The sequence below is a fragment of the Neorhizobium galegae genome (assembly GCF_017877135.1).
GTDB classification, from domain to species: Bacteria; Pseudomonadota; Alphaproteobacteria; order Rhizobiales; family Rhizobiaceae; genus Neorhizobium; species Neorhizobium galegae_A.
In genome coordinates, this window is sequence record NZ_JAGIPH010000006.1 from 293,646 (window position 1) to 306,482 (window position 12,837).

A 12,837-nucleotide genomic window follows, 5' to 3' on the forward strand; every position below is an offset into this window, starting at 1 on the left:
CCATGCTGCTTCTTATCGGTTCCTTTCTCCTCCTCCTGATCATCGGCACGCCGGTTGCCGTCTCCATGGCGGTGGCCTCGCTTGCTTATCTCATCCTCTACGGTGTCGCGCCCGACATCATCGCGGCCCAGCGCATGATCGCCGGCGTCGAGAGCTTTCCGTTGATTGCCGTGCCCTTCTTCATCCTCGCCGGCAATCTCATGAACATCGCCGGTGTGACGGGCCGTATCTACAAATTCGCGCTTGCCCTCGTCGGCTGGATGAAGGGCGGTCTCGCGCAGGTCAACATTATCGGTTCGGTGGTGTTTTCCGGCATGTCGGGCACGGCCCTTGCCGATGCCGCCGGCATAGGCACGATCGAAATCAAGGCGATGAAGGATCACGGTTATCCGATCGAAGCCGCTGTCGGCGTCACCGCCGCCTCGGCAACACTCGGGCCGATTTTTCCGCCATCGCTGCCCTTCGTCATCTATGGCATGATGGCCAATGCCTCCATCGGCGCGCTGTTCATGGCCGGCATCGTTCCGGGCGTTGTCATGACCGTGCTGATGATGCTGACGGTCTATATCTTCGCCAAGCGCAAGGGCTGGGGTTCCGACACACCCTTCGAGCTGAAGCAATTGCTGGGCGCTTCGATGGAAGTGGCCATCGTTCTTGCTTTCCCCATGGCCATCTACCTGATGGTGCTTGCGGGATTGTCGGTCAATGTGGCCGTGCTGATCGGCCTTGCGGTTCTGGTCGCACTGGACTGGTATTTCGATTTTTCCGCCGTGATGGCGCTGATGACACCCGTGCTTCTGATCGGCGGCATGACCATGGGCTGGTTCACCCCGACCGAAGCTGCCGTGGCGGCCGTTCTGTGGTCACTGTTTCTCGGTCTTGTCCGCTATCGCACGATGACGGTGAGAACGCTGGCCAAGGCCTCTTTCGATACGATCGAGACCACAGCCTCCGTGCTGTTCATCGTCACGGCCGCCTCCATCTTCGCGTGGCTGCTGACCGTCAGCCAGGCAGCGCAGCTGTTTTCCGACTTCATGTTCAGCCTCACCAGCAACTGGTGGACCTTCCTGATCATCGTCAACATCCTCCTGCTCGTCGTCGGTGCCTTTCTCGATACGATCGCGGCGATCAGCATCCTCGTGCCGATCCTGATGCCGGTTGCGGCCCGCTATGGCATTGATCCGGTGCATCTGGGCCTCATCATCACCTTGAACCTGATGATCGGTCTTCTGACGCCGCCGGTCGGCATGGTGCTCTTCGTCCTGTCGCGCATCTCGAAGCTCTCGGTGGAGAAAACGACGCTGGCCATCCTGCCCTGGATGATCCCGCTGTTCATCGCACTTGCGCTGATCACCTTCATTCCGGCCATCACGCTCTGGCTGCCGACCCAGCTGGGTCTGATCCGATAACCGTTTGGCGCATGGTCGCTCACAAACTTGAGATGAAAGGGATCAGGACAATGCAGACGCGTGTTGCACGCCTCCATGCCCGGCGTGACCTGCGGGTGGAGACGCTGGATTATGCAGGGCCGGGGCCGGGCGAGGCTCTCTTGGGCATGGCATCGGGCGGCATCTGCGGCTCGGACCTGCATTATTACCAGGACGGCGGTTTCGGCCCGGTTCAGGTTCGAGAGCCCATTATCGCGGGCCATGAGGCGTCAGGCTATGTCGAAGCCCTTGGGGAGGGCGTTTCGGGGCTGGCGCTGGGACAGCTTGTTGCGATCAACCCGTCGCAGCCCTGCGGTGAGTGCCAGTATTGCCGCATCGGCCAGCCGATCCACTGCCTCCACATGCGGTTCATGGGATCTGCCATGCGCCTGCCGCACGAAAACGGCATGTTCCGCGAAAAGCTCGTCGTGCCGGCGATCCAGTGCCATCCGGTCGGTGCAGGTGTGACGCCGGCAGAGGCGGCCTGCGCAGAACCGCTCGCCGTCTGCCTGCATGCGGTTGCCCAGGCGGGTAGTCTCTCGGGCAAGGCCGTTCTCGTCACCGGAGCAGGGCCGATCGGACTGCTGACGGTGGCAGCCGCCCGCCATGCCGGTGCCGCCCGCATCGTGGTGACGGATCTGATGGACGCGGCGCTGTCGCGCGCGCCGTCGATGGGCGCCACGCAGACGATCAATGTCGCCAGCAATCCGGACGCTCTTTTGCCTTTCCAGGACAACAAAGGCAGTTTTGACGTGATTTTCGATTGCTCGGCAGCAGCACCGGCCTTGCGCTCCGCCTTTGCCGCGATCAGGCCCCGCGGCACGATCGTCCAGGTCGGTGTGACCGGGGACGTGACGATCCCGCTCAATGCGCTGGTGGCCAAGGAAATCGTCTGGCGCGGCTCGCAGCGTTTCCACGGCGAATTTGCTCAGGCCGTCGATCTGATTTCGACACGGCAGATCGACGTCAGGCCGATCATCTCCCACACCTTCCCGCTTGAACGGGCGGTCGAGGCTTTCGAGCAGGCTGGTGACCGCTCAGCGGCCTGCAAGGTGCAGATCACGTTTTAAACGAACCAACCGGATACGAAGGACAGACGATGAGACACACATGGCGATGGTTCGGGCCGATCGACAAAGTCAGCGTGCGCGATGCGGCACAGGCGGGCGCCGAAGGCATCGTGTCTGCGCTCCACCACATCGCAACCGGCGAGGTCTGGCCGGTTGACGAGATCGCCCGGCGGCATGAGGAGATCAAGGCCGGCGGCCTTGTCTGGGATGTTGTTGAAAGCATTCCGATGTCGGAAGACATCAAGACGCAGACCGGCGACTGGAAACGTCATATCGCCAATTGGCAGGAAACGCTGCGGCGCCTCTCGGCCTCCGGCATCCGCACCGTCTGTTATAATTTCATGCCGATTCTCGACTGGACGCGCACGGATCTGCGCTGGGAGACCGGCCATGGCGCCAAGGCCATGCGTTTCGATCTGGTGGATTTTGCCGCCTTCGACATCCACATCCTGAAGCGCCCGGAGGCTGCTGCGGATTATCCGGACTGGTTGCAGGAGGAGGCAGCAAGACGCTTCTCCGGCATGAAGGATTTGAAGATCGCTGCGCTGGCCAAAAATATCGGCGCGGGCCTGCCGGGGTCTGCGGATGGCTATACGCTCGACCAGCTGCTCGAAAAGCTGCGCTCCTACCAGGGCATCGACCGCGCGCGGCTGCAGCAGAATCTCGTCGATTTCCTCAGCGAAGTGGCGCCGGTGGCAGCAGATGTCGGCATCAATATCTGCGCCCATGGCGATGATCCGCCGTGGTCGCTGCTCGGCCTGCCGCGCATCCTGTCGACCGAAGCCGATTATGCGCACATGCTGGATCAGGTGAACATCCGCGCCAATGGCGTCACGCTCTGCACCGGTTCGCTTGGCGCAAGGCCGGACAATGACCTGCCTTTCATTGCCACACGTTTTGCCGATCGCATCCATTTCGTGCATCTGCGCAATGTCACGCGCGACAGCGACACGGTTCCCTGCTCGTTTTTCGAAGACGAGCACCTTGAGGGCGCCACCGACATGGTCGCCGTCATCGCAGCCCTTCTATCGGAAGAGGCGCGACGGCGCGAAGAGGGGCGCGAGGATCACCGCATTCCCATGCGGCCGGATCATGGACAGGAAATTCTCGACGACCTCACGCGCGGTGCCCAGCCCGGATATCCCGCCATCGGCCGGCTGAAGGGGCTGGCGGAACTGCGCGGCATCGAGCGGACGCTGTCGCATGCCCGCTATGGCCTGGGAGCCTGATCATGACACATCTCTCCAGCGCAAGCCGATTGCCCGCCGGCGTGCGCCTGCCCGCCTATGACAGAGGGAAGCTGAAACCCGGTATCGTCCATATCGGGCTTGGCGCCTTTCACCGCGCACATCAGGCGGTGTTCACTGAGCGCGCCCTGGAGGCTGAATTCGGGCCCTGGGGGATTGTTGCGGTCAACCTGCGCTCAGCCGATCCGGTGGAGGCGCTTGAGGCACAGGATGGGCTTTATTGCGTCATCACCCGCAGCGAAAAGGGCGACCAGTGCGAGTTGATCGGTGCGACCGTCGGCTGGATCTGCGCAGCCAGGGACAGGGCACGCGTGCTGGCAGCCCTTGCCGATCCCGCAACCTGCGTGGTGACGATGACCGTCTCGGAAAAGGCCTATGGTCTTGATCCGGCAACCGGCGGGCTGGATGATAACCATCCGGCAGTAGTGGCCGATGTGAAGATGCCGCATGCGCCCGTCGGTGTGCTGGGTTTCCTCGTGGAAGGGCTTGCCCTGCGGCGGGCAGCCGGCGTGGCGCCGTTTACCGTGCTCTGCTGCGACAATCTTCCCTCAAACGGCAGGGTCGTGCGCCGTCTCGTCCTGGAACTGGCGCAGCGCCGCGATCCGGCGCTTGCCAGCTGGATTGCCGAAGAGGGGGCGTTTCCCTGCTCCATGGTGGACAGGATCGTGCCCGCCGCAACCGACGCGACGCGTGTGCGGGCCAAGGCGCTGCTCGGCACAGAGGACGCATTGGCGCTCGAAACCGAGCCCTTTCTGCAATGGGTGATCGAAGATCGCTTTGTCTCGGGTCGACCGCGCTGGGAGGCTGGCGGTGCAATCCTTGTCGACAATGTCGAGCCTTACGAAAAGATGAAGCTCAGGCTGCTCAATGGCACCCACACGCTGCTGGCCCATCTCGGCATCCTTTCAGGGCTCGACTATATCCGCGAGGTGATGGCGGTGCCGGACCTTTCGGCCAAGGCGCGCGCGCATATGGAAGAGGTGGTGTCGACGCTCGATCCGGTGCCAGGGATCGATCTGTCCGATTACATCGCGGCGCTGCTTTTGCGGTTTTCCAACCCGACGATCGATCACCGCAACCTGCAGATCGCGCTCGACACCAGCCAGAAATTGCCGCAGAGGCTGCTCTCGCCGGCCGTGGATGCCCTGGAAAAAGGCAAGGACGCGGCGGCAACAGCCTATGCGGTCGGCGTCTGGATGGCGGCGGTGAAGAAACGCGGCAACTGCGAGGATCCGCGCCGGGCAGAAATCCTGGAGGCCGCCGCCGTGATGAATGCCACCGATCCGTCTGCCGCCTTCTTTGCAATCCCCGGCCTTTTTCCTCCCGAGCTGGTGGCAGCCCGCCGCTGGCGCGATCGCCTCAATGACGCGATCGGCGCCTTCTGAAGCGGGTCCTTTCCGTTCAACGGTCCGGCTCTGAGTTGAGCGTAAAGGGCATGGGCAATGGGCCGCAGCCCTTTCAGGTTTCAGTGCACGCCTTAACCACCGTCTTTCACAAAACGGGCGATGTCGGCATGCGTGGCGAACCAGACATCGTCGTGCTCCTGGATATGGCGGATGAGCTCTTCCAGGATGAAGATGCGCGAGCGGTAGCCGGTCACATGCGGGTGCATGGTCAGGAGAAAGAGGCCGCCCTCCTGGTAGGCGCGGTCGAATTCCCGCTTGAAGATGTCGAGCACGGCAGGCGGCGGTGTGTAGGGGCGGTGGGCGGTGAACCTGTTCATGTTGAAATAGACCGCGTCGTCGCGGATCCATTCCACCGGCAGTTCCACCAGGCCGGTCGGTTCGCCGTCCTCCACCAGCTCGTACGGATCGTCATCGGCCATCAGCGAGCTGTCATAGAGCAAGCCGAGTTCACGCTCGATCTCCAATGTAACAGGTGAAAAATCCCAGGAGGGGGTACGCATGCCGACGGCGCGCACGCCGGTGATTTTTTCGAGCGTATCGGCGGCGCGCAGATGCAGTTCGCGCTCCTTCTCCGGCGGCACCTTTGTATTGACCTCGTGGATCCAGCCATGCAGGCCGATCTCATGGCCCTCGGCAATCACCTGCCGTTGTTCATCCGGGTAGAGCAAGGCGGCAACGGCGGGAACGAAGAAGGTGGCCGGAACCCCGGCCGACCGAAGGGTATTGAGGATGCGCGGCACGCCCACCCGGTTGCCGTACTGCCCTTGCGACAAACGTCCGATGGATTCGCCACCGTCGCGCAGTTCATTGGTCTCGTGATCGCTATCGAAGGACAGTGCGACGGCGCAGCGGGCTCCGCCCTTCCACGACTTCGGTTTCAGCGAGCGGCCGGCGCGCACCTTGTCGACCTTGCCGCGCCATGTCGCTTCGTCCCATTGCCAGGGTTCCATTGCTACTCTTCCTTCCGGTTATTCTGCTGCCATCGGCAGGACGGGGACCGCTGCCAGCAGGCGCTTGGTGTAGTCGTGCTGCGGATCGGCATAGAGGGCGCCGGCCTCGCCTTCCTCGACGATCCGCCCGCGATACATGATGGCGACGCGGTCGCAGAGGTGGCGCACGACCGACAGATCATGGCTGATGAAGATCAGCGACAGGTCCAGTTCTGATCGCAGCCGGATGAGCAGGTTGATGATCTGTGCCTGGATCGACACGTCGAGAGACGCCACCGGCTCATCGCAGACGACGACATCCGGCTGCATGGCAAGCGCGCGGGCAATGGCGATGCGCTGTCTTTGCCCGCCTGAAAACTGATGCGGGAAACGATTGGCAAAGGCCGGATCAAGGCCGACGGCCGCCAGCCAGTCCGCCACATAGCCCCGCGCTTCGGAACGCGTGACAAGCCTGTGGGCAAGCGGCCCCTCTGCGACGATGTCACCGATGCGCATGCGGCCGTTGAGCGAGGCAAAGGGATCCTGGAAGATCGTCTGGACGCGTGTCGTTATCTTTGTGGGGGAACGACCAGCGCTCATCACAGGCTGCCCGTTCAGGCGAACCGTGCCGGCGCTTGGAACCGTGATGCCTGCCGCCATGCGGCCGAGTGTCGATTTGCCGGAGCCGGACTCGCCGACCAGGCCCAGCACTTCGCCGCGCTTCAGGACAAGACTGACGCCATCGACCGCCTGGACTGAGGTCACCGGCTGCGCGATGCCCGACTTGATCGCGAGCCGCCGCATGATGCCGGCCGGCTTTTCAAAGCGCTTCACCGCCTCGTCGATCACCAGATAAGGGCTGCCGAGCGGCGGGAGATTGGCGGTCGCAGCCTTTCGCGGCGGCGGTGCCGCATCGGCTATGCCACTTGCGCGCAGGAGCAACTGCCCGGGCTTCGCCCGCGAGGGCAGGGCGTCCAGCAGCGCGCGGGTATAATCGTGCTGCGGCCGGGTCAGGACGCCGAGTGCCGGACCGATCTCGACGATCCTGCCCGTCTTCATCACCGCGACGCGATCCGCAATCGAGGAGACGATGGCAAGGTCATGGCTGATCCAGATGAGCGCCGTGCCGAGTTCGGCAACCAGTTCCTTCATCTCGGCAAGGATCTCGGCCTGGATCGAGACGTCCAGCGCCGTGGTCGGCTCATCGCAAATGATCAGTTTCGGGCGGTGCAGAAGGGCAATGGCAATCGCCACGCGCTGGCGCATGCCGCCGGAGAACTGGTGCGGAAAGAAATCCACCTTGCGCTCCGGGTCCGATATACGGACCTGCGCCAGCGCCTTGATCGCTCGTTCGCGCGCCTGCGCCGCCGTGATGCTCTCATGCGCTTCAAGCGCAAGCCTGATCTGCGTGCCGATGCTGAGCACCGGGTTCAGCGTCATCATCGGGTCCTGGAACACCATGGAAATGGTCTTGCCGCGGATGGCACGCAGTTCGTGCGCGGGAAGGCCGATCAGTTCGCGCCCCTCCAGCTTCACCGATCCTTCGACAATGCGCCCGGGTTCATCGATCAGGCCGATGATCGAGAAGCCGGTGATCGACTTGCCCGAACCGGATTCACCGACGAGCCCCAGAACCTCGCCGGGCGCCAGAGAGAAGGAGACGCCATCGACGGCCTTGATCTCACCACGCCCGGTGGGAAACCACGTGGCGAGATTGGTGACGTCGAGCAAGGGTGCCGTTGTGGCGTGTGGCTGCGTGTCGGTCATCGGCGGAGCCTCGGATTGAGCTGGTCGCGGATCTGGTCGCCCACAAGGTTCAGGGACACGATGAACAGGATCAGCGCCAGGCCGGGATAGATGGAGATCCAGTAGCGGCCGGAGAGGAGATACTGGAAGCCGTTGGAGATCAGCATGCCGAGTGAGGGTTCGGTGGGCGGCAGGCCGACGCCGAGGAAGGAGAGGGTGGCTTCAAGCGAGATCGCGCTTGCGACCTGGACGGTCGCGACCACGATCAGCGGCGGCAGGGAATTGGGAAGGATGTGCTTCACCACGACCCGCAAGGGCGACAGGGGGATGGAGAGTGCTGCCTCGACATAGTCCTTCTGCCGCTCCGCGGAGGCTGCGCCATGGGCGGTTCGCGCGAAATAGGCATACTGGGCGAAAATCAGTGCCATGATGAGCTGGTAGCGGCCCTGTCCCAGCAAAGCGGCAATGACGAAGGCCAGAAGGATCGCCGGGAAGGACAGCTGCAGGTCGACGATGCGCATGACGAGGCTCTCGTAGCGCCCGCCGATATAGGCGGCCGAACAACCGACCATCGCGCCGATGACGAAGGCAATGCCACCGGCGATCACGCCCATCTGCAGCGAGATCCGCAGACCGTAAATGATTGCAGAGAGCAGGTCCCTCCCTTGGGAATCGGTACCGAGCCAATGGGTATAGCCGCCGGTGCCGACATAACCCGGCGCCCGGCGCGCATCGCGCAGCACAAGGCTTCCGATGTCGTAGGGATCCTGCGGCGTGACGAACGGTGCGATCAGGGCGATCAGGACGATGAGAAAGACGATGATCGCCGCACCGGTTGCCACCTTGTTGCGGGAATATTCTTCGAGAAAACGGCCAAACAGAGTGTCGCGCATGTCAGGCACGTCCCTTTCTCAGGCGCGGATCGAGCAGCGCATAGGTGAGATCGACCACGAGGTTGATGACGATGAACAACAGGGCGACCAGCATCAGGTAGGCAACCATCACCGGTCGATCGAGAGAGGTGATGCTGTCGATGATCAGCTTGCCGAGCCCCGGCCAGGAAAAGATCGTCTCGGTGACGACGGCAAAGGCAAGCGTCGAGCCCAGTTCCAGTCCGAAGACGGTGACGAGCGGGATGGAGATCAGCCGCAGCACATGGCGGCTGAGAACGGTGAATTCCGACAGACCGGCGGCGCGGGCGAATTTCACCGTATCGCTCAGCATCAGTTCGCGCGTTCCTGCCCGCGCGAGCCGGATCATCAGCGAGAACTTGAACAGAGCAAGGTTGAGCGCCGGAAGAACCAGATGCTGCAAACCATCGATGGTGAGGAACGAGAACTCGATGCCGAAAAGGCTGACCGTTTCACCCCGTCCGCCGGCCGGCATGATGCCGAACTGGACGGCAAAGACCATGATCAGCATCAGGCCGAACCAGAAGGTGGGAACCGAGAAGCCGAGGATGGAGATCGCCATGATGGCGCGCGAGACCGGGCTGTACGGCTTGTAGCCGGCATACATTCCGATGGGAATGCCGACGAGGCTGGCAAAGATGACGGCCGCCAGCGTCAGTTCGAGCGTCGCGGGCAGTCGTGACAGGATCAACTCGCTGACCGGCATGTTGTAGACCAGCGATCGACCGAAATCGCCCTCGAAGACCCGCCCGACAAACGCAAAATACTGCCGCCACAACGGCTGATCCAGGCCATACTGGGCAATGACGGCAGCCCGGATGTCCTGTGTCGCGTCAGGCGAAATCAAAACGTCGATGGGATTGCCCACCGCATAGACACCTGTGAAGACCAGCGCCGACATGGCAAAGACAACGATGGCGGCCTGCCACAGGCGCTGCACGATAAAACCGAACAATGGATCCCCGTCCTCATGACTCGTCCCGTCTTGCGCGGGCTTGGTTTGGCCTTGGATGCGTGTGGATGAAGCTAGTGCCAGTCGCCTTCGAGAAGATCCCGGGTCTCTGCGACCGCAACCTCCCAGATCGCCAGCATGTCTTCGTCGGGACGCTGGTAGAGGCCGTGATAGTTGCCATCTCCCAGCATGTCGCGTTTGCGTGCCGCGTCAACGCGGGCAAGGCGGGCATAGTCCACCTGCGGTCTTGCACTGGCAGGCTGGCGCGGGTCGTTCGTGCGCGTCCAGGGGAAGTTTTCCATCCACGAGGCGTGTGAGGCTGCCGGATCGATGGCCTGAACTTTTGCGAGCGTCCGCGGCGCCCGCCACCAGTCATGGAATTTCACCGAACTGTCCGGATGCGCGTTCAGCCATTCGGAAATCACCACCGTGGCCGGTGTATTTCCGCCATGGCCGTTGACGATCAGGATCCGGCGAAAACCCGACCGGTGGATACTGTCCATCAGGTCGCGAATGATGCCGATATAGCTCGCGAGCGACAGCGTCAGCGTACCCGGGAATGTCGCAAAGGAGGATGCGAGCCCATAGGGCAGAACCGGAAACACCGGGATGCCAAGAGGTTCGGCGGCATCCACGGACACTTTTTCAGCCAGGATCATGTCGGTTGCAAGGCTGAGATAGGCATGCTGCTCGACGCTGCCGATCGGAAGAATGCAGCGGTCGTCCTTGGCGGCGCGCTCTTCGACCTGCATCCAGTTCATATCGGCAATCTTCATGCGCAACTCCTGTCCCCATTGGCGCAGCGACCGTCATTTATTTCGCATGCGCACAAAAAATAAGCTCCGGCGAGCTCTGCACTCATCAGAGATAACGTTCCATAAGGAACTAAAAAAAGAGATTGACAGGCAAATAACTGACCGTCAAGTTCCATACGGTACAAAATATAAATGGGGCAGGCGGAGACATGACGGTGCAGCTGGAGCAGGCGTCGCTCGAAACGCTTCTTCGCCAGGGTGGAAAAACCTTGTCGACGGGAGAGCCGGTCGATGCGCTGGTGGGGGTGAAACTGTGGGAAAACCCCTGCTGGCTCTCGTTCCGCATCAACTTCCTGGCGCTGCAGTTCAACGTGCCGATCTATCGCTGGACGGAAAAGGAGTTCGGTCTGCCACGGCCGGAATTCGTCGTGCTTTACTCGCTTGGGCTGGCTGACGGGCTGACAGCCAGTGCCATCTGCGTCTCCTCGGGTTTCCCCAAGAACACCATCAGCCGGGCCATCCAGAAGCTGATCGACAAGGGCATCATTCGTCGCGAAGTCGATCCGGCGGATCTGCGCAGCTTCGTTCTCTACATCACGGAGGAGGGCAGGCGCATCGTGGACGCCGCCATCCAGCCGATGGTCGAGCGCGAAAGAGCCATGGTGTCCGCCCTGACGCCGGCGGAAATGCTGATGCTGTCCGAGCTTCTGGCAAAGGTCGTCGTGAACTCACCTGTCTCGCCACCCATGATAAACATAGAGGAGAACGAAGAATGAGCATTTCCAAGGTGTTGCGCACCGTCGCGCTGGTGTCTGCCCTGCTGGGCGGCGTATCGTCGGCAGCGCTTGCCGCAGACCTGACGATCGGCGTGAGAGCCGGTCCGCTGTCGGTCGACCCGCATTTCACGGCGGCCGGCACCCATGCCGAAGCCATGAAGCATATCTTTGATTCGCTTGTGAAATCCGGCAACAATCTGGAACTTGAGCCGGGTCTTGCCACCAGCTGGACGGCCGTCGATGCCACGACCTGGGAATTCAAGCTGCGCCAGGGCGTCAAATTCCACGATGGCTCCGATTTCACCGCCGAAGACGTGAAGTTCTCCATCGAACGCATTCCGGCCGTGACGGGTCCCAACCCGACGACCATCTATGTCCGTCGCGTGCGTGGAATCGAGATCGTCGATCCCTATACGATCCGCATCAAGACCGATGGTCCCGCACCGAACCTGCCCAACGACTTCATCCGTCTGTTCGTCGTGTCGCACACCGCGGCCAAGGACTATTCCGCAAGCGCCGACAAGGCTGCCGAAGGCTTCAATTCCGGCAAGGCTGCCATCGGCACCGGCCCCTACAAGTTCGTATCCTGGACGCCGAAGGAACAGCTCGTTCTTGAGAAGTTCGACGGCTACTGGGGCGAAAAGGAGCCCTGGGACAAGGTGATCCGCAAGGAAATCCCCAATGATGCGGCGCGCGTTGCCCAGCTGAAGGCCGGTCAGGTCGATATGATCGCACGTATCCCGTCGTCAGACGTGCCGACGCTCGAAAAGGACAGCAAGCTTTCCATCGTTCGCGAGGACAGCGTCTACCTGTTCAACATGGCTTTCGACTTCCGCGACAAGCCCCCGCAGGTCAGCGCCAAGGACGGATCGCCGCTGCCCAAGAACCCCTTCCAGGACGCCAAGGTCCGCGAAGCCTTCGATCTCGCCATCGATCGGGAAGCCCTGACCGAGATTGCCATGGAAGGCATGGGTGCGGTTCAGTCGCAGCTTGTCACCCCGAACATCTTTGGCTGGAACCCGGCCGTGAAGCCGACGAAGGCCGATCCTGCCAAGGCCAAGGCATTGCTGGCCGAGGCCGGCTATCCCAACGGTTTCAAGGTGACCTTCTCCTTCACCAATGATCGCCTGCCGGGCGACAAGGATGTCGGCACGACGATTGCCCAGATGCTGACGGCGGTCGGGATCCAGGTGGAAGCCAACGCCCAGCCGGGTGCCGTCTTCTTCCCCGCCAACACCCGGGGCGACTACTCCCTGACCATGTCCGGCTGGGGCACGCTGACGGGTGAGTCGAACTACACGCTGTCCTCGCTGACGCATTCGAACGATCCGGCAAAGAAGCTGGGGGCCTTCAACCTGCGCGGCTATGTCAACCCGACGATGGACAAGCTGATCGAGGACGCCGCCGTCGAGATGGACACGGCAAAGCGCGAAAAGTTCCTGATGGATGCCAATGCGCTTGTCGCGACCGATCGGCCCTATCTGGCCATTGCCTCGACCATTTCCGCCTGGGGCATGAAGAAGACCATCACCATTGTTCCCCGCTCGGACGAGGATACGCTGGCGATGAACATCCGCCCAGTCAAATAGGCATAACTTTCATTGCAACGACCGGCCGG

11 protein-coding genes are annotated in these 12,837 nt (G+C 62.1%); 6 read left to right on the top strand and 5 right to left on the bottom strand.

Annotation, left to right across the window (positions count from 1 at the left end; genetic code table 11):
- Positions 1 to 2 precede the first annotated feature (2 nt).
- From J2858_RS18405 to J2858_RS18420, 4 genes are read left to right on the top strand one after another with little or no spacing between them, the layout of a single operon-like run.
- The gene (locus tag J2858_RS18405; protein ID WP_210106291.1) at positions 3 to 1,409 is read left to right on the top strand and encodes a TRAP transporter large permease; all 1,407 of its coding nucleotides are present in this window, start codon (positions 3 to 5) and stop codon (positions 1,407 to 1,409) included.
- Positions 1,410 to 1,459: 50 nt separating this feature from the next.
- Complete coding sequence (locus J2858_RS18410; RefSeq protein ID WP_210106292.1) at positions 1,460 to 2,497, top strand: L-idonate 5-dehydrogenase; 1,038 nt, start codon at positions 1,460 to 1,462, stop codon at positions 2,495 to 2,497.
- 29 nt (positions 2,498 to 2,526) lie between these two features.
- Positions 2,527 to 3,726 carry a mannonate dehydratase gene (uxuA, locus tag J2858_RS18415; protein WP_210106293.1) on the top strand — a complete coding sequence of 400 codons (1,200 nt, stop codon included), beginning with the start codon at positions 2,527 to 2,529 and terminating at the stop codon, positions 3,724 to 3,726.
- Complete coding sequence (locus J2858_RS18420; RefSeq protein ID WP_432443376.1) at positions 3,726 to 5,129, top strand: mannitol dehydrogenase family protein; 1,404 nt, start codon at positions 3,726 to 3,728, stop codon at positions 5,127 to 5,129. The genes uxuA and J2858_RS18420 overlap by 1 nt, the downstream gene beginning before the upstream one ends.
- 92 nt (positions 5,130 to 5,221) lie before the next feature.
- Here J2858_RS18420 and J2858_RS18425 read toward each other — a convergent pair whose 3' ends face one another.
- The 5 genes from J2858_RS18425 to J2858_RS18445 all read right to left on the bottom strand — a co-directional run bounded on the left by J2858_RS18425 (position 5,222) and on the right by J2858_RS18445 (position 10,464).
- Positions 5,222 to 6,100: a polysaccharide deacetylase family protein gene (locus tag J2858_RS18425; protein WP_210106295.1), complete on the bottom strand. Its 879-nt coding sequence runs from the start codon at positions 6,098 to 6,100 to the stop codon at positions 5,222 to 5,224.
- Between the two features lie 18 nt (positions 6,101 to 6,118).
- The gene (locus J2858_RS18430) at positions 6,119 to 7,846 is read right to left on the bottom strand and encodes a dipeptide ABC transporter ATP-binding protein (RefSeq protein ID WP_210106296.1); all 1,728 of its coding nucleotides are present in this window, start codon (positions 7,844 to 7,846) and stop codon (positions 6,119 to 6,121) included.
- On the bottom strand, positions 7,843 to 8,718 hold the full coding sequence (locus tag J2858_RS18435) for an ABC transporter permease (protein ID WP_210106297.1): 876 nt from the start codon (positions 8,716 to 8,718) through the stop codon (positions 7,843 to 7,845). The genes J2858_RS18430 and J2858_RS18435 overlap by 4 nt, the downstream gene beginning before the upstream one ends.
- A gap of 1 nt (position 8,719) precedes the next feature.
- Positions 8,720 to 9,691, bottom strand: coding sequence for an ABC transporter permease (locus J2858_RS18440; RefSeq protein WP_210106298.1), 972 nt, complete (start codon positions 9,689 to 9,691; stop codon positions 8,720 to 8,722).
- A gap of 71 nt (positions 9,692 to 9,762) precedes the next feature.
- Complete coding sequence (locus J2858_RS18445; protein ID WP_210106299.1) at positions 9,763 to 10,464, bottom strand: creatininase family protein; 702 nt, start codon at positions 10,462 to 10,464, stop codon at positions 9,763 to 9,765.
- Positions 10,465 to 10,652: 188 nt separating this feature from the next.
- Between J2858_RS18445 and J2858_RS18450 the strand changes: the two genes are divergently transcribed.
- On the top strand, positions 10,653 to 11,219 hold the full coding sequence (locus J2858_RS18450; protein WP_210106300.1) for a MarR family winged helix-turn-helix transcriptional regulator: 567 nt from the start codon (positions 10,653 to 10,655) through the stop codon (positions 11,217 to 11,219).
- On the top strand, positions 11,216 to 12,808 hold the full coding sequence (locus J2858_RS18455; protein ID WP_210106301.1) for an ABC transporter substrate-binding protein: 1,593 nt from the start codon (positions 11,216 to 11,218) through the stop codon (positions 12,806 to 12,808). Before J2858_RS18450 ends, J2858_RS18455 begins: the two co-directional genes overlap by 4 nt.
- Positions 12,809 to 12,837: the final 29 nt, after the last annotated feature.

Excerpts from the sequence above, each read along its gene's own strand:
- J2858_RS18445 (WP_210106299.1), bottom strand. The coding sequence starts at position 10,464 with ATGAAGATTGCCGATATGAACTGGATGCAGGTCGAAGAGCGCGCCGCC.
- uxuA (WP_210106293.1), top strand. The coding sequence starts at position 2,527 with ATGAGACACACATGGCGATGGTTCGGGCCGATCGACAAAGTCAGCGTG.
- J2858_RS18405 (WP_210106291.1), top strand. The coding sequence starts at position 3 with ATGCTGCTTCTTATCGGTTCCTTTCTCCTCCTCCTGATCATCGGCACG.
- J2858_RS18455 (WP_210106301.1), top strand. The coding sequence starts at position 11,216 with ATGAGCATTTCCAAGGTGTTGCGCACCGTCGCGCTGGTGTCTGCCCTG.
- J2858_RS18450 (WP_210106300.1), top strand. The coding sequence starts at position 10,653 with ATGACGGTGCAGCTGGAGCAGGCGTCGCTCGAAACGCTTCTTCGCCAG.
- J2858_RS18425 (WP_210106295.1), bottom strand. The coding sequence starts at position 6,100 with ATGGAACCCTGGCAATGGGACGAAGCGACATGGCGCGGCAAGGTCGAC.
- J2858_RS18410 (WP_210106292.1), top strand. The coding sequence starts at position 1,460 with ATGCAGACGCGTGTTGCACGCCTCCATGCCCGGCGTGACCTGCGGGTG.
- J2858_RS18430 (WP_210106296.1), bottom strand. The coding sequence starts at position 7,846 with ATGACCGACACGCAGCCACACGCCACAACGGCACCCTTGCTCGACGTC.
- J2858_RS18435 (WP_210106297.1), bottom strand. The coding sequence starts at position 8,718 with ATGCGCGACACTCTGTTTGGCCGTTTTCTCGAAGAATATTCCCGCAAC.